Raw genomic sequence first — 22,590 nt, 5'->3', positions numbered from 1 at the left:
ACACTCCTTAATTACTGCATCAAGCTCACCATTCCTTTGGCGAATCCGGCGTCTTTAACACCGATCACTTTTCGTGACGCGCCGATCGCATGTGTGAGTTGAGTTGCAGAGAAAACTTCGATCATGGGAATCTGATAGAAATTTGCTTTATTTTTGATTCGTTTAGTTGTATTTGGTCCAAGATCACTGGCGATAAAAATCAATTGGAGTTGACCGTGGCGTGCTGCTTCAACAACCAGTTCTTCACCAAGGACCAGTTGTTGAGCTCGACGCGCCAAGCCAAGTAAGTTTAAAGCTTTGGTTTGAGGATCGACCTGTGCGTTCATTCTTGGGCTCCAAATAATTCTTGACGCGCCTTTTGATGGTCAACATAAGCAAATAACTCATCATAAAAAGTCGGCGCGATCGTTTGATCAAAAACTTTATCCAAAGTTTTCTTGGCTTTAGCCTGTTGGACCGCTTCCGGATCAAGAGAAACGTAAGCGCCACGGCCCGGTTTTTTGCCGGTGGGATCAAGACTGATCTCACCTTCACTATTACGAACGATCCGCACTAAATTCTTTTTAGGCTGCATTTCATTCGTTAAAACATCTTTCCGCATTGGGATTTTTCTTTTTCTCATACCGTCACCAATTATGCCTCAGAGTCCGTTGTATCAGAATCAGAGGTCGACGCAGGCTGATCATCAGCCGGTGCGTCATTGTCATCATCGTCAACAAATTCAACTTCCGATTCAGGTTTGATATCGATCTTGAATCCAGTCAATTTTGCTGCTAAACGCGCATTTTGACCGCGCTTACCGATTGCCAGCGACAACTGATAATCAGGGACGATCACCATACATTCACGTTTAGCCTCATCGAATTGGACCGCGATCACTTCAGCAGGATTGAGCGCATTGGCAATATAGTCGGAAGGATCCTCTTCCCATTTGACGATATCCATATTCTCGCCATGTAGTTCATTGACGATCGTCTGGACCCGTTGACCTTTAGGACCAACGCAAGTACCCACAGGATCAACATTGGGGTTCGTTGAGCGAACCGCGACTTTTGAACGATCGCCAGCCTCCCGCGCGATCGAAACGATCTCGACCGTGCCATCATAGACTTCAGGGATCTCCTGTTCAAACAAACGCTTGACCAATTCCGGGTTCGTCCGCGATACGAAAACTTGGGGGCCCTTGGTCGTATTCTCAACCTTGCTGACAAAAACTTTGATCCGATCGTGAACTTGATAATCCTCATTAGGGATCTGATCTTGTTTACCCATGACTGCCTCGATATCGCCAAGATCAACATAGATAAACTTATTATCACGCCGCAAAACAGTTCCTTGAATGATCTCATGCTCATACTGGGTATATTCATTATAGATCTGTGAACGTTCCGCTTCACGCAAACGCTGCATGATCACTTGCTTAGCCGTTTGCGCGGAGATCCGGCCGAAATTCTTCGGTGTCACTTCACGCTTGATCTCATCGCCGACTTCATAAGCACGGTTGATCTTCAAAGCATCGTCTAAACTAACCTCTAAACGATCATCCGCAACTTCTTCAACGACTTTTTTCACAGCATAAACATGGATATTGCCAGTGTTGTTATCAAAATCAACTTCAACATTTTGCGCTTGTCCATAATTACGCTTATAGGCAGAAACCAAGGCAGCCTGAATCGCTTCAATAACCACATCTTTTTTGATGCCCTTTTCTTTTTCCAGTGCGTCTAAGGCACCTAACATCTCATCGTTCATGATGTCTTCCCTTCTCCGTCTAAAATTCGATTGCCAAACGTGCTTGCGCAATATTGTCTCGTGGAATGACGACCGATTTCTGGCGGCCGCGATCTTTGTACTCGAGTTCCAATTCGCTGTCCGTCAATTTACGTAAATGACCTTCATAGACCTTTGCTTTGTTGATGGCCTGATATAAGGAAACGTGGATATATTGATCAACAGCATTTTGATAATCACGCTCATTTTTTAAAGGCCGTTCCGCACCCGGCGATGACACCTCTAAGAAATAAGCTTGGGGAATCGGATCTGGATCCATTCCATCTAATTTTTCACTGAGCAATTCGCTTACGAGCGCACATTCTTCAATATCAATACCACCAGGCTTGTCAATATAAAGCCGGAGATACCAGCTTTTACCTTCCTTTTGGTATTCTAGATCGACTAATTGAAAATGGTTAGCGTTGAGGATCGGCATAACGAGCGTGCGAACGGTTTCGATGACTGAACTCAAAACTTAACCTCCTTTCGGAAATCGGTCAATAAAAAGAGTGAGCATTTCTGCTCACTCGAACCAATTCATGACAATAGTATAACACAGAATGCTTGCAACAACAAGCATTCTGTTGGGTGAATTCACGTGATGGATAATCGCTTCATGTGAATGACTCAGCACATTTGTTGCGCTGGGCGTTGTTTGAAAACATTAGAACGCTTGAGTCCTATCTTGAACTTACACTTGATTGCAGAGATAGTGGGTGTTGCGCGTGAGCGCAACCGAAGCTGGATATCTGACGAAGTGCTTTTGCAAGCAAGAGGTCAAAACAATCGCCCCTTTTTTGGTGGTACGGCAACATCAACTGATGCGGATTATAGCTGGTTGGTACAGCTTGCGAAGGCCAGAAATCTTTACCAGTTCCCTCAACAATTCTTGGGGGAAATCAACCAATTCAGCCGATTCATCAAGAACTTGCCTCAGTTCATCAAGCAGACCGTACTGGTGTCACCAATTTAAAACTGGTGAACACTAACCACGCTGTCAATTGCGCGGTTCCTTATCCATGAGACACAGTTTGCTGGTTGGCGTGAGTGCTCAAATGGATAAAATAACGTTGAGCGGCTGGTGCGGAGAGAATCGGGGTGAGATCGCCGTGAAATTAAATGAGAGCGTGGAACACAACGGGTTGCTTTTGAGCACGACTAGCGATTTTGCTGGATTGATGCAATCAATCCAGTGAAATTGCGTATCGGCGGAGAAAGCAGTTGTGAGGAACGCGTTTTTAGTGGCTTTGCCACTTAGACCAAGGCCTGATTTTAAGACTTGCGTACTTTGCGAGGATTAAAACAGCGCCCACAGCGAGCTCACCCCGATTCTCGCAGCGCAAGCCGCGGCCAGGCTACTTTTGTAGCGCCCGACCACATCTGCCACCAACAGCGATACCAGCGTAGGCTGCGCATGACCAAAAATCAATCAGAACAGCGAGAGTTGGTTCTCATCAGGTAGGTCATTCAAAACGCCATTGGCACTCAGATAATCGATCAGCGTTTTAGAAACTTTGCCCCGAGTTGCCAAGTCTTCTTTCGATAAGAAAGGACGTTCGGCGCGCGCCGCGACGATTTGTTTGGCTACGTTGCCTCCTAATCCGGGAATGGCTTTGAATGGCGCTAGGATCGTGTGCTCATCGAGGATCTGGAAATTCTCGGAATCGGACTTTTCGATATCGACCATTTTGATCTCAAAACCCCGTTCCAAACATTCATTGGCCAATTCCAGAACGGTCAATAAATTGGCCTGCTTGACCGCGCGACTTTTACCCTTTTCATTGATCTCATCATTCAATTCTTTCATTCGTGCTTTGACGGCTTCCTTGCCATGACTCATAGCCACCAGATCGTAATCATCAGCGCGAACGGAAAAATAGGTCGTGTAATAAATAACAGGGAAATAAACTTTGAAATACGCGATCCGTAGAGCCATTAAAATATAAGCGGTGGCATGCGCCTTAGGAAACATATATTTGATTTTCAAGCAGGAATCGATGTACCAGGCAGGGACCTTATCGTTTTGACGCAAAGTATCTTGCCACTCTTCCTTCATCCCCTTACCTTTACGCACACTCTCCATGATCTGGAAACTCAACTGCGAGTCAACGCCCCAATGGATCAAGTCCATCATGATGTTATCCCGACAGCCGATCACATCCTTTAGGGTGACCACACCCTGATTGATCAATTCCTCCGCGTTACCTAGCCAAACGTCAGTCCCATGTGAAAGCCCGGAGATCTGTAACAACTCCGCAAAAGTGCTCGGGTGTGTCTCCTCCAACATGCCCCGAACAAAGGCCGTCCCAAATTCTGGCACGCCTAGAGTACCGGTTTTGGAATTGATCTGTTCAGGCGTCACACCTAAAGCATCCGTCCCTGAAAATAGGGACAAAACGCCAGGATCATCAGTGGGGATCGTGACAGGATCGATCCCCGAAAGATCTTGCAACATCCGGATCATCGTTGGATCATCATGACCCAGAATATCGAGTTTCAAAATATTATCATGGATCGAGTGGAAATCAAAGTGAGTCGTGCGCCAAGCCGCATCCGTTTTGTCCGCAGGGAACTGGATCGGCGTAAAATCATAGATATCCATGTAATTAGGGACAACGATGATCCCGGCCGGATGTTGACCCGTGGTTCTTTTGACACCAGTAGCACCAGCCGCCAGTCGATCCAATTCAGCTCCGCGGAGATGGAGATCGTTGACCTCTTCATAATGCTTGACGTAACCATAAGCCGTTCGATCAGCGACAGTGCCGATCGTTCCAGCTCGAAAAACATATTTCTCGCCAAACAAAACCTTGGTGTAATTATGGGCGATCGGCTGGTAGTCTCCAGAGAAGTTAAGATCGATATCAGGTACTTTATCACCCCGAAAACCAAGGAAAGTCTCGAAGGGAATATCATGACCATCTTTGATCAAGGCTGTGCCACACTTAGGACAATCTTTATCAGGTAAGTCAAAACCGGAACCATATTCGCCCTGAGTATAAAACTCACTGTACTGACATTGCGGGCAACGATAGTGCGGTGGCAAAGGATTGACCTCAGTGATTCCAGTCATGGTCGCGACCAAACTGGAACCAACAGACCCCCGCGAGCCAACCAAATAACCATCCTTATTACTCTTAAATACCAATTTTTGCGAAATCAAATAAATCACTGAGAACCCATTGCCAATGATCGACTTCAATTCTTTTTTCACTCGCGCATCGACGATCTCCGGAAGCGGATCACCATAAAGTTGATGTGCCTTATTCATCGCCAAAGTACGGATCTCATCTTCCGCGCCTGGCATTTTCGGTGTATACAATTTGTCTTTGACCGGAGTGATCCCATCATCGACTAAAGCAGCCACTTTATTGGTGTTGGTGATCACGATCTCTTGAGCCTTCTCTGGACCGAGAAAATCAAACGCCGCCAACATCTCCGCAGTTGAAAGGAAATGAACATCTGGTAATACTTGACGACTCAGCGGGTTACTTTTATCAGCGCGGATCAAGATCTCGCGATAGATCGCGTCATGAGGATCCAAATAATGAACATCGCCGGTAGCAACGACAGGTTTACCCAGATCATCGCCAAGTTTGACGATATTTTTCAGAATATCTTCTAAGGCGGCGTCATTGTTGATCAGCTCACGCTGGATCAAGGGCTGATAAACCGCCTTGGGCATCACTTCCAAATAATCGTAATACATTGCTTTCTGTCGCGCTTCTTCGTAACCCTTTTGCATCATACTCGTGAAAACTTCGCCAGCATCACAAGCAGACCCGACCATGATCCCTTCGCGATAGCGATTGAGGAGCGAACGAGGTACTCGGGCGACCCGATAAAAATAATCGACCATCGAACTGGAAATGATCTTAAATAGATTTTTCAAACCAGCCTGTGTCCGCGCGATCAAAATGGCGTGATGTGGCCGCGACAAACGCCAAGCGGTCCCATCGCCGACATGCTCGTTCAATTGATTGAGATCAGTCGTACCAAAGCGCTGATTCATTTCCTTGAACAATGCGTAATAAAGCAGCCCTGTTGCCTCAGCGTCAGAATCCGCACGGTGATGATGTTCCAAGACGATGTTGTAGCGCTTCGACAGCGTATCCAATTTATGATTGGCATTTTCTGGGTGTAACGTTCGCGACATTTCCAAGGTATCGACCACTGGGTTATGGACAGCGGTCCGGCCCAAACGCGACAAAGCTGCGTTTAAAAAGCCGATATCAAAAGTCACGTTATGACCGACAACCACCGCATCGCCAATAAAGTCCATAAACTCCGCAATCACTGTCGCTTCACTACTGCCAGATCGGACCATTTCATCAGTGATGTTGGTTAAATTGATCGTCGTCGCCGACAAAGGATGCCCAGGGTCGATAAACCGATCATAGCGCTCGACCACTTGACCATCCTGCATCCGGACCGCGCCGATCTCAATGATCGTGTCATAGACCGCCGAAAGTCCGGTGGTCTCCACGTCGAAGATCACATATTCGGCGCCAAGCGCATCTTGATCGCGGAGATTATATGCCACTTGATTGCCATCATCGACCAAATTGATCTCAACACCATACATCAGCTTCAAACCATATTTTTGACTGGCCGCGTGGGCGTCAGGAAAAGACTGGGCCCCAACATGATCGGTCAAGGCCAGAGCTGTTTGTCCCCATGACTTGGCACGCTTGGCAAAGTCGCCGATGCTATTGGTCGCGTCCATTTGACTCATGTTGGTATGCAAATGAAGCTCCACCCGTTTTTGTTCACCCTGATAGCTTTCTTGCGGTTCAGGATGTTGGAAGATCTCCATTTCGCGGGCATTCAAAACTAATTCGTGGGTGAATTGATCATTTTCCACACTACCTTGTGCACGGACCCAAACACCTTTTTTATATTGCTCAAATATAGCCAGATCATTGCCGCGTTTACGGGAGAAACATTTGATCATGATCGAACTGGTATAATCAGTGATCTCGATCGTTAAAAGTGAGCGCCCCGAATTGAAGGTGCGGATCTCGCTGGCGAAGACATAGCCCTGCACATAAACATTTCGTTCTTCTTGCTCGATCTGATCCAAAGTGGTCATGGGTGTTTTGGGTTCCACACCACCACCGATCACCGGTGCGACTTCTTCGTCACCAGCACTGGGCACGCTTTGGCGCTGTTGTTGCTGAGCTGCTTTTTGCGCCGCTTGTTGGGCAAAAGCAAGGTCGGCGGCGGCTTGCTTCGCCTTCAATTCTTCGATTTTAGCTTGGACTTGCGAATCATCTAGCTCGATCTGAAAACGCAACGCTGGAAACCCAACTTGCTGGTAAGCTTCTTGGATCGGGCCTAGCGCCTGCTTTTCCATAAAACTTTTTACGATCTCATTATCCACGCGCAAAATTAAGCGCTGATCCTGCAACTCAGGTATTTGATTTTGGCAAACTTCCGTGATCATTGGCGAATCGATCCCCGTTTGAGCGATCACATAGCGCCAATACGCGCTTAAATTTGCTTGGGTCACTTGCGGTGTGGTGGTGGTCAACGTTAGTTCCACTTGCGCAATATCTTGAAAAGTCGCGCGTAATTGCGTTTGAAACTGTTGAAAAACCGCAAAGGGCAAAATATCTGGCAGTTGTATTTTGAAAGTCCAGCGCCCCGAGAGCTCATGTACGACCAATTCAGTCAGCTGAGCCGCGCTGAAATAAGCTTGCTGATCTTCAGGCCAGTTGATCTGTTCTAATAATTTGTCGATCAAATTTTCTTGCGTCAAATGATTTCTCCTTTTTTGACTATCGTGATAGGTGAACGAACGCTGGATCCAGTTCTTTTTCCATTAAACGTTTCATCTCAGGACCAGCTTCAAGCGCGATCTCTTACAAAAATGAGACCAAGCGGCGCGGCTCAACGCCGAACCACTTCGTCTCAAGTTCATTCAAATTTAGCTTACGATGCTGAACGTGCCAAAAAGATTTGGATCACATTGATCAAGTCGGCCTTTTTGACTTCGACATTTTCACCAGTCGCGCGCAATTGAACTTCGACCACGCCTTCGCCGGCCTTCTTGCCGATCGTGATCCTGATCGGTAAGCCGATCAGTTCTGACTCCGCGAATTTCACGCCCGGGCGCTCTTTGCGATCATCGGTCAGATAAGTCAAACCAGCCTGATCTAAAATGGTTTCGATCTCCGTGGTCAACTCAGCCTGCTCGGCGTTTTTAAGATTGATCGGTACTAGATGGACATCAAAAGGTGCCACGGCGCGAGGCCAAATGATGCCTTGGTCATCAGAATGTTGTTCCACGATCGCGGACAATAATCGTGAAACGCCGATCCCATAACAGCCCATGATCAGTGGTTGCTCGCGGCCATTTTCATCGAGGAAGTTCGCATTGAACGTCTCGGTGTAACGTGTCCCTAGTTTGAAAATATGGGCGATCTCGATCCCGCGAGTGAAATGTAAAGCGCTAGTGCCGTCCATTGCCGTATCACCTTCGCGAACGAAGCGTAGATCAGTCACGTCAGCTGTATTCAGCGCAAAATCCCGACCAGGATTGACGTTCGTCAAATGATGTCCTGCTTCATTAGCGCCAACGACCGCATTGATCATTTTAGTGACCGTCTCATCCGCAACGATCCGGATCTGTTCGTCGACCGCTACAGGACCAACTGAACCCACCGGTGCCTGCAACCATTGTTTGACTTCAGCTTCGCTGGCCATTTCCAAGAAGTCTGCCTGCAAAAAGTTTTTCAATTTCACGTCATTGATCTCATAATCACCACGGATCAAAGCTAAAACTGGCTGACCATCGGCCATGAACAGCACACTTTTAATCAGCTTTTTCGCATCGATCTGTAAGAATTCAGCGACTTCGGCGATCGTGCCCGCATTAGGCGTGGCCACTTTCGTTAAGGCCAGTTCAGGCTCTTGGGTCGGAATATATTTGTCAACATTACGCGCCATTTCCAAATTGGCTGCATAGTCATTATTGTCGGTGTAAACGATCGTGTCTTCACCGATCGCCGCGATTGCGGAGAACTCCAGTGAGTCACTGCCACCCATTGCGCCGGCGTCACCGATAATCACCCGATAATTTAAACCGACCTGATCGAAGATCGCGCGATAGGCTTTTTCCGTCGCGTGAAAGGTCTCATCCAATTGAGCCTCATTCGCAGAAAAAGAATAACCATCTTTCATGATAAATTCTCGTCCGCGTAATAAACCATAACGTGGTCGATCTTCATCGCGAAACTTAGTCTTGATCTGATAAAGCGTCAACGGTAACTTTTTATAGGAACGAATCTCGTTGCGAACTAAATCAGTGACAGTTTCTTCATGAGTTGGGCCTAAAACAAAGTCACGTTGATGGCGATCCTTCAGTTTGAACAAATTATCGCCGTAAGTATCATAGCGACCACTCTCATGCCAAAGATCCGCGGGGATCAATTCAGGCATTGATACCTCAACTGCGCCCGTGCGATCGATCTCGGTCCGAATAATGGTCTCGATCTTTCTAAGCACGCGGACCGCTAAGGGCAAATAAGTATACACCCCCGCTGAAGTTTGCCGAATATAGCCGGCGCGCAACATCAACTGGTGACTGCGCGCCTCCGCGTCGGTTGGATTTTCCTTTAACGTGGGAATAAACATTTGTGACTGTTTCATGCCAAAACTCCTCCAAAAAAACAAACAGATTTATTTAATAAAATAACGAACGATATCGTTCCAAGTCACCGCGACCATCAAAACCAATAAGAAACCAGCCCCGATCAAAGTGATGATACCTTCTTTTTCCACTGGGATCGGTTTACGCCGGATCGCTTCGACCAAGTTCAATAAGATCTTGCCGCCGTCCAGCCCCGGGATCGGCACCAAGTTGACCAAGCCTAAGTTGACCGACAGCATCGCCAAGAAATAAACGATGTTGACTAAGCCGGCGTTGACGACTTGCGCGGTACTATTATAGATCCCCACTGGACCCGATAATTTATTCAAGCTAAAGCCGCCAGTAAAGAAGGACCCTAGCACATGTAAGATCCGACCACCCAGATCCCAAGTCGCCGTGAAACCATATTTCAGTTTAGCGCCAAAACTCCGATCGATCGCATTCGTGATCCCAATCTGACCGTATTTGGTTTTGCTGCCACTATCTTGGACGGTTTTAGGCGTTAAAGTCGTTGTCTTCGTTGCCCCATCACGCTGGTAAGTCAAAGTTGTCGTTTTGCCATAGCGTTTCTGGATCGCCGTCACCAACGCTGTCCAATCAGAAGTCGTTTGCCCATTGACCTTGGTGATTTGATCACCAGCCATCAGACCAGCCTTAGCTGCAACTGAACCACTTTGGATCGTACCGACCGCATTACTATTGCTAACGACCCCACCTTGCAAAAAGGCCACCACCATAAAACCGACGATCGCCAACAAGAAGTTATTGAATGGTCCCGCAAAATTGGTCATGATCCGCCGACCAACAGATGCCGACTGAAATTGAACATCTCGCGGCGCGATCTGTACTTCAGTACCGTCTTTTTCGATGATCAAGGCGTCATGATCGACTTGGTAAGTACGTGGTTGATCTGGATCGGCATTTTCATTGCCACTGATCGTCAAAGCATCGATCAAGTCCGCCTTGCCGATCTGCAAAGGGATCCCAGAAAGATTACCGCTCTCCTCACTGATGTCGATGACCGTCACGACCCCAGCCTCGTTCAGCTGCACGGTACCACTAGTCCCCGGCTCGATCGCGGAATCATCGTCTTCCGCGCCAGCCATTCGCACGTAACCGCCCACCGGTAACCAACGAATCGTGAACGTGGTATGATGACGACGCCAACTGACCATTTTCGGCCCGAAACCAATCGAAAATTCCCGCACTAAGATTCCAGAACGGCGGGCAACAGAATAGTGACCAAACTCATGAAAGACGACTAAAATACTAAAAATGATCAGAAAAATCAATATCGTTTTTAACACAGTTTTAAACTCCTTTACGGCGTGGTCAAAAACGAATGCTTCTGAACGCCAAACTGAAACTAGTCGCACGTAAAACCAGAACTATTTTTGGAACAATCTGCCGGTCCTAAGACCAAACGACTTCAGGATGAGCAGTCAACTGTCTAAAAAATCCCGAACCAGTGTAGCATCGGTAATACGAAAAGCAAACTGTCAAAGCGATCCAAGATCCCACCATGTCCCGGCAAGATCTTACCGGAATCCTTGACACCATAATAACGCTTGTAGGCAGATTCGACCAAGTCGCCCATCTGACCAAAAATAGAAAAAATCAAGGTCAAGATCATCATGCCCCAGAAATTATGATAACCAACAGGGAAAAACTGCAAATAGATCGCCGCGCCGACTAACGCGCAAACAGTGCCGGCGATACTACCTTCCCAAGTTTTATTGGGACTGATCGCGGGCCACAATTTGTGTTTACCAATTTTACGACCGAAGGAATAAGCGCCAATATCAGTGGACCAGATCACTACCAAGATATAGCAAAGTAACGCCAAACCATCCCCATTCACGCCACGCACCGCGACCAATGAATGGAAGCCATTCCCTATATAAACGATTGCCAAGGTGTTGATGCCAATATCATCAATATTGGTGCGATTCTTCGTCAGCACAGTCACCATCAAAAGCAAGGCGATCGTGATCGCGAAAATATCGAACCGTGACAAGTACTTCGGCAGATTGACAAAGGCGCCATCAGGCAACACCAAGGTGATGATCCCCAAAGCGGAAATAAAGAAATCAGGTGAGATGATGATCCGCTTACGCATAATAAACATCTCAGACAAGCCGATCAAGGCCAACGCGATCGCCGCCACGTCGATCCAAACGCCACCTAAAATGATGACTGGAATAAAAATAATCAAGGCGACAACCGCCGTAATAACCCGTTGCTTCATAATCAATGAACTCCTGTCTGTACAATCTCAAAAAATCAAGCTAGCCCACCATAGCGACGTTGTCGTTTTTGGTAGGCCGCAAATGCCTGCTCAAGGTCCTGTTGACTGAAATCGGGCCAATGGACATCAGCAAAGTATAACTCGCTATATGCTAACTGCCACAACAAGAAGTTCGACAGGCGCAATTCACCACTTGTTCGGATCAAAAGGTCGGGATCAGCAAATTGACCTAGACTGGCAGTCATTAGCTGCTGCCCGATCATTTGTTCGTTGATCTCCTCTGGCTGGATCTGACCAGCCGCCACCGCTTGACCCAGTTGCTGGACAGCGCTGGTGATCTCTGCGCGACTGCCATAGTTTAACGCAAAATTCAAGATCATGCCAGTATTGTTGGCTGTCTGAGCCATGGCGTCATACGTAACTTGACGTGTTTTTTCTGGCAATTGATCGAGAAAGCCCATCACCTTGACTTGAACGTTTTCCGCCATTAATTCTGGTAAAAACGTATTGAAAAAGTCGATCGGCAATTGCATCAAATAGTTGACTTCTTCAGTTGGCCGTCGCCAATTTTCAGTGGAGAACGCGTAAAGCGTCAACACTTTGACACCTAAACGACTCGCGACCTTGGTGATCGTTTTGACATTATCCATGCCTGATTTATGACCAAATGCACGAGGGCGATGGTGGGCCTTCGCCCACCGCCCATTGCCGTCCATGATGATCGCCACGTGTTGAGGATTTTTTATGGGCTCCTGCGTCAAGATGTTGCCTCCTTCAGAATAGCCAGAATCAACCTTCAGTGATCTCAGTTTCTTTCAATTTAGCGATCTCGTCAACACCCTTGACAGCTTCATCGGTGACCTTTTGTAAGTCTTTTTCTAAAACATGAAGTTCATCTTCGGAGATCTCACTGCTCTTTTCTTGTTTTCGTAAAGCGTCGAGGGCCTCACGACGAACATTACGAACGGCGATTTTCGCGCTCTCAGCGTCCTTGCCGACCTCTTTAGCCAGTTCACGACGGCGTTCCCCTGTTAACTGTGGGATCACCAAACGGATCACATCGCCATCATTAGCTGGATTCAGACCTAAGTCAGAAGCCAAGATCGCCCTTTCGATCTCGCTCAGCGAGCCTTTATCGTAAGGCTTGATCATCAAAACGCGCGCTTCAGGCACATTGATCGCCGCCAATTGGTTCAACGGCGTTGGCGCACCATAATAATCGACATTGATTCGATTCAACAGGCTAGCGTTCGCCCGACCAGCGCGAATACTTTGTAGATCTCGTTGCAAAGCCTCTTGCGATTTTTTCATATTCTCGCGGGCTTTTTCGATAATTGGGTTCGACATTACTTCTTACCTCCACTGATTTTAGTCCCGATCGCGGCGCCTTCAACGACCCGCTTAATGTTGCCAGGAACGGTCATATTGAAAACAACGAACGGAATGTCATTGTCCATTGAGAGACTGCTGGCCGTGGAATCCATGACCCGTAATCCCTTATTAATAATATCCAGTTGGGTCAATTCGTCAAATTTAACGGCCTTCGGATCAACATTCGGATCAGCATTATAAACCCCGTCAACATTGTTCTTAGCCATTAAGATCACATCCGCGTCGATCTCAGCCGCGCGCAACGCCGCCGCTGAATCTGTTGAAAAATATGGATTCCCTGTGCCACCAGCAAAAATCACGATCCGGCCCTTTTCCAGATTGCGGATCGCCCGCCGCCGAATATAAGGTTCCGCGACTTGACGCATTTCGATCGCGGTCTGGACGCGAACTTCTTCGCCAAGGTTCTCCAAACCGTCCTGCAAAGCCAAGGCGTTCATGACCGTCGCTAACATCCCCATGGAGTCCGCTTGCGCACGATCCATGCCCATTTCCGCACCCGTTTCGCCGCGCCAAATATTGCCGCCACCAACAACGATCCCGATCTCAACACCAAGATCATGAACCTCTTTGATCTCTTGAGCGATCTTTTTGATGACAGGTGGGTGGATCCCAAAACCCTTTTCACCAGCTAGCGCTTCGCCACTCAATTTCAATACGATTCGTTTATATTTGATTTTTGTCATCATCATGCCTCCGTTATCTGCTAAATAACATTCTACCATATGTTGCCAGAAGTCCGAATTCTTTTTACAAAAAAGTTGGCTTAATGGGGGTTTGGTTGTGGGTTGTCGTTGGTGCACTTTATAGATGAAAGTAGGTTGGCCGCAGCTTGCGCTGCGAAATTCGGGGTGAGCTCGCTGTGGGCGTCACTTTGAGCTTCGCGAAGCCCGCGCGAATCTCAAAGCTGAGCCTTGTCCTAAGCGACAAAGCCGCCAAGGACAATTTCACGGCGATCTCACCCCGAATTTCTTCGCTCCAGCCGCTCAACGTTCTAACAGTCGCTTGAGCACTCACGCCGACTTGCAAGCGATGACCACTTGATGGGGAGCCACGCAATCGACGGCTAGAACTAGTGGTTACAAGCTTTAAATTGGTGACACCAGTATATTTTGTCTGATAAACAAACCTAGTTCTCAGTAAATCAGCTGAATCGGTCGGTTTTCAACCAGTGATTGTTGAGGAAACGAGTAGCGATGCTCAGCCTACCCAAAATGTCCCGACCTTCTAATTCAAACCCACCCCACCTCACCTCACCTGCAATCAAGCAAAAGATTAGGGCCAGAGCCAGCAATCTAATGAAAGAAATAGCGCAAAGTAAAAACTGAGCCCACACCCACGGTCGAGCGAACTGATAGATCACCACGATCATGCTCGACGATCGCTTTCGCCAAGGCTAGCCCGATCCCGACACTATTTTGGACGGGAGGTTGCCCGTCTAAGCGTTGAGCCTGATAGAAGCGCTCAAAAATATGAGGCAGATCTACCGACGCGATACCACTACCATGATCAGTCACGGTGATCGTGGTGAATAGCTTATTGCTCGTGAGCTGGATCGAGATCGTGGTTTGTGGTGCCGAATGTTCGATACAGTTTTTAAGGATATTGCTGAGCGCCTCACTTTGCCATTTAAGATCGCACTTGATCGGTATCCCTGTTCCACTTTGCTCAAGATCGACTCCCCGCAGATCGGCCAGCACACTGACTCGGTCGCAAGCCGCACTTATGATTTCCTCTGGTTTGGCCAGTTGAGGGTGAAATTGGACCGTCGCCGCGTCAAATTTTGATAGTTTAAGTAAGGCACTAACCAGAAAATTGATACTGGTGGTTTCGTGTTTGATCCGTTGGAGGAAATCGGTGCGGATCGCCGGCGTCATTTGAGGATCGTCCAAAATATTGTCGACCATCACCAAAATCGAAGTTAAAGGGGTTTTGATTTGATGGGAAATATCAGAAAGCGCGACCTTGAGTAATCTTTTATCCCGAAGCGAATTGTCAGCAGCTTCCCGCAATACCAAGGTAGTCTTGTGCAATTCATTGCGGAGGATCGATAGTTCATCTTCACTATAATCCGCTAGATCTAACTGATATTCACGGCGATTGATGGCAGCCACATCTGCGACGATCTGTTGCAGATCCGCGTCTTTGCGCCGATTATAACGCAAGAAAATAGCCACGATTCCGCCAACTAGCAAACCCACCAAGATCAAATCTCCAGCAATGAACACCCACTGCAGACGATTCAACCCGCCGATCACATTATCGGTCCGGAGATCAAGACCATAATCCAGTAGACTCGCTTGTGCGTTTGTCTTTGGCTGGGCCAACAACCCGATCAATTCACCTTTGGTCACTTGGGGATATTTTGTGGCAACTGTGGTGACGATCGTTGCCAAGGCCTGATTCACACGCACCTTGACCAAATGATCATGCCACCAGAACAGCCCAACTAGCAAGACAATACCAACGGCCACGACTATGCTGGCTTGACGCAACATCCGCTTGAATTCCACTTTATTCTGCATAATATTCACATTCCTCAGCGATCACGATCGATCCGATAGCCTTGCCCTTTGACTGTTTTGATCAACTCGCTACCCACCTTCTCACGGATCCGTTTCAGATAAACAGTCACCGCGTTGTCACTGATGTCATTGCCAGTCCATTCCCAGACCTTGTCAATGATCGTCGCTCGGCGCACGACCTGATTTAAATTCTCTAGTAATAAGATCAGGATCTTCAGTTCTAAACTGGTTAAGTTGACTGGCTGACCGGCCACAGCCACGGTCAACTTGCTTTGGTCAAAAACCAAAGTGCCAACCTTGATCTGACGATTTTCCGGACGCAAATATTTGGCGACACGAGCCAACAATTCCTTGGTGGAAAAAGGTTTGGTCATATAATCCGCCGCGCCTAGATCCAAGCCGTGGACCACATCGTCTTCGTCATCCCGGGCCGTTAAGAAGATCGTGGGTAATTGAGTGCCCGCAACTTCTTCTTGAAAAAAGTCAAAGCCATCGCCATCAGGCAACATCACATCCAAAATCAATAATCGCGGCCGCGTACGCGCTAAAAAATCCCGCGCCGCCGCTAATGTTGTGCAAGTTTGTAGGTGATAACCTTTTTGCTGAAACGAATAAGTTAAACCCAAGGCGATGTTGGGATTGTCTTCCACTAATAACAATGTCATGCTCTATTCCTCCTCTTTCATTATAACGGACTCCAGGCGGCTTCACTAGCCTGAACTGCGCTTGGTTGGTGCGCTTCGTCAAGCGCAGAAGTCAGTTGTGTGCGACACGTTTTAATGTTGTCCGCGGCTTGCGCTGCGCGTGGCAAGTGTGGTGGGGCTCCAGGTCGGGCTGGGAGTGGTGGAACGCGGCGGGCGCGACTTGAAGCTTTTCGGAAAACCACCGAAAATCTTCAAGCTCGGCCTTATTGTAGGCGATAAATCGCCAACAATAATATCGCGGCTGACTCACCCCCAGCCCGACCTTCCGCCAACTAGTAAACAGACCACCAACGCCAGAGTGCGCACCGACCCAGGTAGCTCCTGTGCATTAGCCTAGCAATTGTTTTGGAAGCCGCACTATGCTTCCAAAACAATTGCGTAGCTAAGCGCAAGGAGCTACCCGAGTCGGCGAACACGTTTCAACGCCACGCTCCGATCCAGCCGCTCAACGTTATAGCAGCCGTTTGAGCACTCACGCCGACTGACAAGCTACGGGTCAATGGATGGGGAACCACGTAATTGACGGGCGTGGTTAGTGGTCACACCAGCCTTGAATTGGTGACACCAGCACAGTCTGTCTGATGAACTAAGGCAAGTTCTTGTGAATCAGCTGAATCAGTTGACCTTCACTCAATTATTGTCTAAGGAGCAGGTAAAGTCGGTCAGCCTACACATGGTGGCCCGACCGACTGATTCAAATCCGTTGGTGTTGCTGTACCACCTCAAAAGTGGGCAATTGTTTTGACCTCTAGCCCGCAAAAGCATTTCGTCAAATCCTTCACCTTGATTGCAGATAGGCTCAATTATGTTCAGCAACCGCCTCAGGACGTGTGGCTCAGCGGTGAGATTATTCTTAGCGATTTATCGCTTAGAATAAGGCTCGATTTGAAGACAATTCCCGCTTTTGGAATTGGCTTCAAACGATGCCCACCGCGTTCCAGCCACAACAAACGTCCTGAGGCGGTTGCGTCACCACCAAACCCACCAAACCTGCAATTGGATGAGAAACTCCGATCAGCGGTAACGCTTTTGGAATTGGTTTCAAACGATGCCCACCACGTTCCAGTCCGCAACAGCAGTCCCAGCCGGTTGCGCCCACACCTAAACCCACCCCATCTGCAATCAAGCCAAAAATCAAGAATAGCAACTATACTTTTCAAATCGGTTCAAACCATCCCCATCAACAGACAAAAAGAGCCGCACGAGGCGACTCCTTTTTGACGACAAACGGACCGACGTCATCACAGCTCTGATAATCTAAACGTTCTCTTTGCGGATCGTCTCGATGATATTCTGCCGGTTGAACTTACTGAGTGAATAGCGCATGATCCAAAAGACCAGCAAGAAAACGAAGACGATGGCGAGACCGATCGCCAGCCAAGGGAGTTGGTAATGAACCTGTTCGGCTTGACCGCGATTGAAGCCCCAGTAGATCAGAAGCGCGACCCCGATCCCACTCACAATACCGATCAGCAATGACTTCAGGGAATAGAACAAGGTTTCCAGATTGACCATATGATCAAATTCTTTCTTCGTCATCCCCACAGACTTCAAAACGGCGAATTCCCGCTGTCGCAGGGCCATGTTGGCGGTGATCGTGTTGAAGATGTTGGTGATACCGATCAGTGTGATCACGATAATGAAGCCATACAAGAAAATGCTGATCAATAGCCGCATCGTTTTCTCTTCGCGAATTTGGCCATCAAGATTCCAACTGCCTAATTGCAAAGTGATCTTGCGGACCTCGCGAATGGTGTCTTCTGGTTTGCTCGCGTCCATGACGATCGATTGAAGCACCAGCGGTAATTGTTGCTGGGCCACTTGTTGATCGGCGATCAAGATACTCGGCATGGTCCAATAGAAGCTGACCATATCCGGCAGTTTCCGCGTCACCCCACTAAGGCGGAATTCAGCCTGATACTTCTTATGAGAACTACTTGAATGATCTTGATAGCTCCCGCTGATCAAATCGCCGGCTTGATACCGATAATTATGCACATTGATTTGTTTGCCATTGACGGTCTTGGTGTCATTGTCAAACAGAATCAGTCCCGAAGCCAATTGTTGCTCGGTCAACCCATTGGCCCGACCGTACTTGCGAAAAGCAGTCCGATCCAAAGCAAGCAACTGGAGCTCCTGATGATCCCTGGCCGCAAGACCCGGTGCCAAGTGGTTTTCAACCCCAGCTAATTTCAAGTTGCCGTTTTCCGCTAAGGCGGTCATCACTTGAACGTGCTTAGTGTCAGGCAGCTTGGTGATGGCTTGGATCTGAGCCTGAGTTTTGGCCGATTTGAGCGCCATTCCCTCATAATTCGGCGAGAAAGACAAGTTGAAATCAAGACTATGAAAACGCTGATAGGAAAAGTTAAACGCGGCGGTCACAAAAGCGCTCATTGCGATAAAGGTAAAGACACTGACCGCTAACGAGATCACGGTGGTGCGATATTTCTTCCGACTGCGCCGCAGATTCTTATACGCCAGGACGCCGCCGGACTTGAAGACACGCTGGATCCACTTCGGAACACGCAAATTCTTGCTGGTCAGTTTCACATCTTGCTCATTGCGGATCTGGGCGATTGGACTGACCTTGCTGGCACGCCGGGCTGAACTTGAGGCGGAAAAATAAATCGTTGCCCAGCCCAAGACCACCGCGATCAGTAACCCGATCCATGAGAATTTCAGTTGAAAACTGTTGGCGCGACCAAATAAAAATTGACTGCCGATGTGATTGACCACAAGTCCGAGAATATAAGACGCCAAGACACCCAATCCCAGCCCTAGCGGAATCCCAATCAGCCCTAACTGCCCACTTTGCAGCAAAACGATCCGTTTGATCTGCTTTTTAGTAGCGCCAACACTGGCCAGCATCCCATAGGTTTTCGTTTTCTCAGTGATCGAGATGGCGAAGGAATTACGAATGCAGAAAATACTTGTCAACATGATCACGGCGATCACAATAGTCGCAACAGTAACCAACATCAACAGAGTCTGATCAGAAAATTGTAAAACTTCCCAGTGCAACAAACCATCATTGAGATTATACCGATAACGTGCTTTTTTGCCCTCACGCATTTGTTGATAATTGCGGAGACCCAGCAATTCCGGCAGATCACGGCGAAAATGTTGAGGGTGTTTCAAGGCGAGATAGACGGTATAACTTTTGACGTTCGCCGCACATGTCAAACCTTGATAGCCATATTTATCGGCGCTTAAAACACCCGTGATCCGAAAATTTCGATTCTTGCCCTTGACGACCGTCGCTTGCTCGATCAGCGCATCGCTATCTGGCAATTTTCTTTTCTTGACCGTAGATTTACCGATTTTTAACTGGAGTTGATCACCGATCTTCAATCCACTGGCCAGCAAAGCCGATTCGGAAATAACGATTTCTTGATCCGTTTGCGGCCAAGTTCCCGAGCTGAGATGATAGCCTAAAGTAGCCGGCTTAGTCTGGTTCAGTGATGCCACCGTCATCAACGGGAATTGTTCAATCGCGGCATCCGCATGATCGAAGGCGGCCAGCCCTAAATCACTGGTTGTCTTGATTTGCTTAAAATCACGGTTCTGGCGAATTTTTTTGAGTTGTTGCGGCGTCACATCATACAGTTTGACATGATAATAACCACCCGTATCAATTTCGCGTTGAATCAACGTTTGTCGCAGACTGGTCAGCATCGTTGCCACCGCCATGATCAAAGCCACCGACAAGGTGATCCCAACGATCGTGCCGATGCTACGCTTGCGATTGAGTTTAAAATCCTGCCGGGCGATTTTATGAAGGATCGTCATTTTACATCACCTACCAAATGCCCATCTTCAATTTCGATCACCCGATCAGCTTGAGCGGCGATCTCCAAATCATGGGTGATCATTACGATCGTTTGTTGATAATCGCGATTGGCTTGGCGCAACAAGGCCAAAATTTCCGCGCTGGCCGCAGAGTCCAGATTGCCAGTGGGTTCATCGGCCAACAACAACGCTGGTTCAGTGATCAACGCTCGCCCGATCGAGACCCGTTGTTGCTGACCTCCTGACAATTCGTTGGGCAGATGATCCTGACGTTGCGTCAAACCCAAGCGCGCCAATAACTGCGCCAACTTCTCCGGATCCGCCTGCCGATTATCCAGATCCAGCGGCAAGGTGATATTCTCCGTCACGTTTAAAATCGGGATCAAATTATAGAATTGATAAATCAAACCAACCTGACGCCGGCGAAAAATCGCCAATTGATCATCATTGAAGGAATAAATATTCTGCCCATCGAGAAAAACGGTGCCTTCCGTCGGCCGATCGACGCCGCCGATCAAATGAAGCAAGGTCGACTTGCCACTCCCAGACGCCCCAACGATCGCGACAAATTCGCCCCGGGCCACCGTAAAACTGACATTGTCTAGCGCCACCACTTTCGTACTGTCTTGCCCGTATATCTTGCTTAGATTTGCTACTCGCAATAATTCCATCGCTACTGGTCCCCTTTTCTTGGCTCCTTGATTATCTTTAGTTTACCAAGCCAAAGTGACAACCAAGTGACTAAAAGTGTGAACCGACCCGGGTAGCTCCTGAGCATTAGCCTAGCAATTGTTTTGGAAGCTGTACTTTGCTTCCGGAACAATTGCGTAGCTAAGCGCAGGGAGCTGGGGCGGTGAACACGTTTCAAAGCAGCATGAACCGACCCGGGTAGTGCTTGAGCATTAGCCTAGCCAAAGTAGGTTGCACGCAGCTTGCGCTGCGAAATTCGGGGTGAGCTCGCTGTGGGCGCTGTTTTGAGCCAATCTGCAAAGGGCGCGGCTTGTCTCAAAATCAGGCCTTGGCCTAAGCGGCAGAGCCGCTAAGGCCAATTTCACGGCGATCTCACCCCGAATTTCTCCACTCCAGCCGCTCAACGTTTTAACAGCCATTTGAGCACTCACGCCATTTGGTAAGCTATGGCCAATTGATGAGGATCCACGCAATTGACGGCCGTGGTTAGTGGTCACAAGCGTGATATTGGCGACACCGGAATAATTGGCCAGATAAACCAAGACAAGTTTTGGATCACTGGTCATTAGTTCACGATTGGTGACACCAGAATGGTTTGCCTGATAAACTAAAATAGGTTCTGGCTAAATTAACCAAAGCGGTTGGTATTGTTCGTTTATTCCAAAAATCGCCGGTTGTTTGACCTTCACTTTGCAAAAACACTGTGGCAATCTTTGCGCCTTTCAATTATCGACCACAAACGAAAAAATCCGTTGGCAGCAGACACTGTCAACGGATTTTTTTCAATTCAGTTTCAAGAGAAACAATTTCAGAAATTAGTCCTTGATTTGGCTCATAACTTCTTCCGCGAAATTGTCGGCTTTCTTTTCGATGCCTTCGCCAACTTCGAAACGAACGAAGCTGACCAACTTGCCGCCTTTGCTTTCAACAAACTTAGCAACGGTCAAATCAGGATCCTTCACGAATTCTTGGTCAGCCAAGCTGATCTCAGATAAGAATTTGTTCAGACGGCCTTCAACAATCTTGCCGATGATCTTCTCTGGTTTGCCTTCGTTACGAGTCTCTTCAGTTAAGACTTCGCGTTCGTGCGCCAATACTTCTGCAGGCACATCGTCACGGGAAACATATTTCGGATTGATTGCCGCCACATGCATTGCCACGTCGCGAGCAGTCTCTTCGTCAGCGCCTTCCACAACGACTAAAGCAGCGATTTGGCCACCGTTGTGCAAGTATGAACCGAAGTTTTGGGAAGCTGTTTTCTCAACTAAAGCGAAGCGACGGAAACTGATTTTCTCACCAATGACCGCTGTCAAAGCAGTGATCTTGTCGGAAATCTTCTCGCCAGCGATCGTCAAGTTCAAGACCGCGTCGTTGTCAGCTGGCTTGCCAGCAGCGATTGCTTGAGCGATTTGGTCAACTAGACCAGTGAATTTGTCGTTAGAAGCCACGAAGTCAGTTTCTGAGTTGACTTCAATGACCGCAGCAGCGTCACCCGCGACAGCGATTTGCGCCAGCCCCTCAGCAGCGACCCGATCACTCTTCTTAGCGGCCTTAGCCATCCCTTTTTCACGTAAAAGATCGACAGCCTTTTCCATGTCGCCATCAGCTTCAACTAAAGCTTTCTTGGCGTCCATCATCCCAACACTGGTTTTTTCACGCAATTCTTTAACTTGAGCTGCAGTAATTTTTGCCATTTCAATAGGCCCCCTATTAAAAATTTGATTTAAAAACACCTTAATTTACAAAGAAAGAGTTTGGTAACATAACCAGGTTTTGCGGCAAACTCTCCTTTTTTGTCAATAAGTGCTTGACGAAAAA

Annotated in this window: 17 protein-coding genes; 1 reads left to right on the top strand and 16 read right to left on the bottom strand. The window is 48.0% G+C overall.

Going from position 1 to position 22,590, the window contains the following annotated elements:
* Positions 1-11: 11 nt before the first annotated feature.
* The 4 genes from OCU21_RS00265 to rimP are packed head-to-tail and all read right to left on the bottom strand — an operon-like array spanning position 12 to position 2,245.
* The gene (locus tag OCU21_RS00265; RefSeq protein WP_261805507.1) at positions 12-326 is read right to left on the bottom strand and encodes a YlxQ-related RNA-binding protein; all 315 of its coding nucleotides are present in this window, start codon (positions 324-326) and stop codon (positions 12-14) included.
* On the bottom strand, positions 323-622 hold the full coding sequence (gene rnpM, locus OCU21_RS00260) for an RNase P modulator RnpM (RefSeq protein ID WP_261805506.1): 300 nt from the start codon (positions 620-622) through the stop codon (positions 323-325). The genes OCU21_RS00265 and rnpM overlap by 4 nt, the downstream gene beginning before the upstream one ends.
* Positions 623-633: 11 nt before the next feature.
* A complete protein-coding gene (gene nusA, locus OCU21_RS00255; RefSeq protein ID WP_261805505.1) occupies positions 634-1,752 on the bottom strand; it encodes a transcription termination factor NusA in 1,119 nt (372 codons plus the stop codon).
* Positions 1,753-1,771: 19 nt separating this feature from the next.
* Entirely contained in the window at positions 1,772-2,245 is a 474-nt protein-coding gene (gene rimP / locus OCU21_RS00250) for a ribosome maturation factor RimP (RefSeq protein WP_261805504.1), read from the bottom strand.
* A gap of 183 nt (positions 2,246-2,428) precedes the next feature.
* Here rimP and OCU21_RS00245 point away from each other — a divergent pair, with 183 nt between their 5' ends.
* Positions 2,429-2,746: a hypothetical protein gene (locus OCU21_RS00245; protein WP_261805503.1), complete on the top strand. Its 318-nt coding sequence runs from the start codon at positions 2,429-2,431 to the stop codon at positions 2,744-2,746.
* A gap of 456 nt (positions 2,747-3,202) precedes the next feature.
* Here the strand turns inward: OCU21_RS00245 and OCU21_RS00240 are convergent, their stop codons facing one another.
* From OCU21_RS00240 to tsf, 12 genes are all read right to left on the bottom strand, one after another.
* Entirely contained in the window at positions 3,203-7,534 is a 4,332-nt protein-coding gene (locus OCU21_RS00240; RefSeq protein WP_261805502.1) for a PolC-type DNA polymerase III, read from the bottom strand.
* A gap of 173 nt (positions 7,535-7,707) precedes the next feature.
* Positions 7,708-9,426 (bottom strand): proline--tRNA ligase, encoded by a 1,719-nt coding sequence (locus OCU21_RS00235; protein WP_261805501.1) that lies wholly within the window; start codon positions 9,424-9,426, stop codon positions 7,708-7,710.
* Between the two features lie 30 nt (positions 9,427-9,456).
* On the bottom strand, positions 9,457-10,734 hold the full coding sequence (rseP, locus tag OCU21_RS00230; protein ID WP_261805500.1) for an RIP metalloprotease RseP: 1,278 nt from the start codon (positions 10,732-10,734) through the stop codon (positions 9,457-9,459).
* Positions 10,735-10,877: 143 nt separating this feature from the next.
* Positions 10,878-11,675, bottom strand: coding sequence for a phosphatidate cytidylyltransferase (locus OCU21_RS00225; RefSeq protein WP_261805499.1), 798 nt, complete (start codon positions 11,673-11,675; stop codon positions 10,878-10,880).
* A gap of 35 nt (positions 11,676-11,710) precedes the next feature.
* Positions 11,711-12,391, bottom strand: coding sequence for an undecaprenyl pyrophosphate synthase (gene uppS, locus OCU21_RS00220; protein ID WP_261805627.1), 681 nt, complete (start codon positions 12,389-12,391; stop codon positions 11,711-11,713).
* Positions 12,392-12,464: 73 nt separating this feature from the next.
* Complete coding sequence (gene frr, locus OCU21_RS00215) at positions 12,465-13,022, bottom strand: ribosome recycling factor (protein ID WP_261805498.1); 558 nt, start codon at positions 13,020-13,022, stop codon at positions 12,465-12,467.
* On the bottom strand, positions 13,022-13,750 hold the full coding sequence (pyrH, locus tag OCU21_RS00210; protein WP_261805497.1) for a UMP kinase: 729 nt from the start codon (positions 13,748-13,750) through the stop codon (positions 13,022-13,024). Before pyrH ends, frr begins: the two co-directional genes overlap by 1 nt.
* Positions 13,751-14,359: 609 nt before the next feature.
* Positions 14,360-15,589: a sensor histidine kinase gene (locus tag OCU21_RS00205; RefSeq protein ID WP_261805496.1), complete on the bottom strand. Its 1,230-nt coding sequence runs from the start codon at positions 15,587-15,589 to the stop codon at positions 14,360-14,362.
* 14 nt (positions 15,590-15,603) lie between these two features.
* On the bottom strand, positions 15,604-16,254 hold the full coding sequence (locus OCU21_RS00200; RefSeq protein ID WP_261805495.1) for a response regulator transcription factor: 651 nt from the start codon (positions 16,252-16,254) through the stop codon (positions 15,604-15,606).
* A 1,296-nt stretch (positions 16,255-17,550) separates the two neighbouring features.
* On the bottom strand, positions 17,551-20,082 hold the full coding sequence (locus OCU21_RS00195; protein WP_261805494.1) for an ABC transporter permease: 2,532 nt from the start codon (positions 20,080-20,082) through the stop codon (positions 17,551-17,553).
* Positions 20,079-20,753: an ABC transporter ATP-binding protein gene (locus tag OCU21_RS00190; RefSeq protein WP_261805493.1), complete on the bottom strand. Its 675-nt coding sequence runs from the start codon at positions 20,751-20,753 to the stop codon at positions 20,079-20,081. Before OCU21_RS00190 ends, OCU21_RS00195 begins: the two co-directional genes overlap by 4 nt.
* 834 nt (positions 20,754-21,587) lie before the next feature.
* Positions 21,588-22,466, bottom strand: coding sequence for a translation elongation factor Ts (gene tsf / locus OCU21_RS00185; protein ID WP_261805492.1), 879 nt, complete (start codon positions 22,464-22,466; stop codon positions 21,588-21,590).
* Between the last annotated feature and the right edge of the window lie 124 nt (positions 22,467-22,590).

It is taken from the genome of Lapidilactobacillus luobeiensis, from assembly GCF_024345205.1.
GTDB lineage: Bacteria > Bacillota > Bacilli > Lactobacillales > Lactobacillaceae > Lapidilactobacillus > Lapidilactobacillus luobeiensis.
The sequence above is the reverse complement of the archived record's forward strand: the minus strand, read 5'-3'. Positions and strand labels throughout refer to the sequence as shown.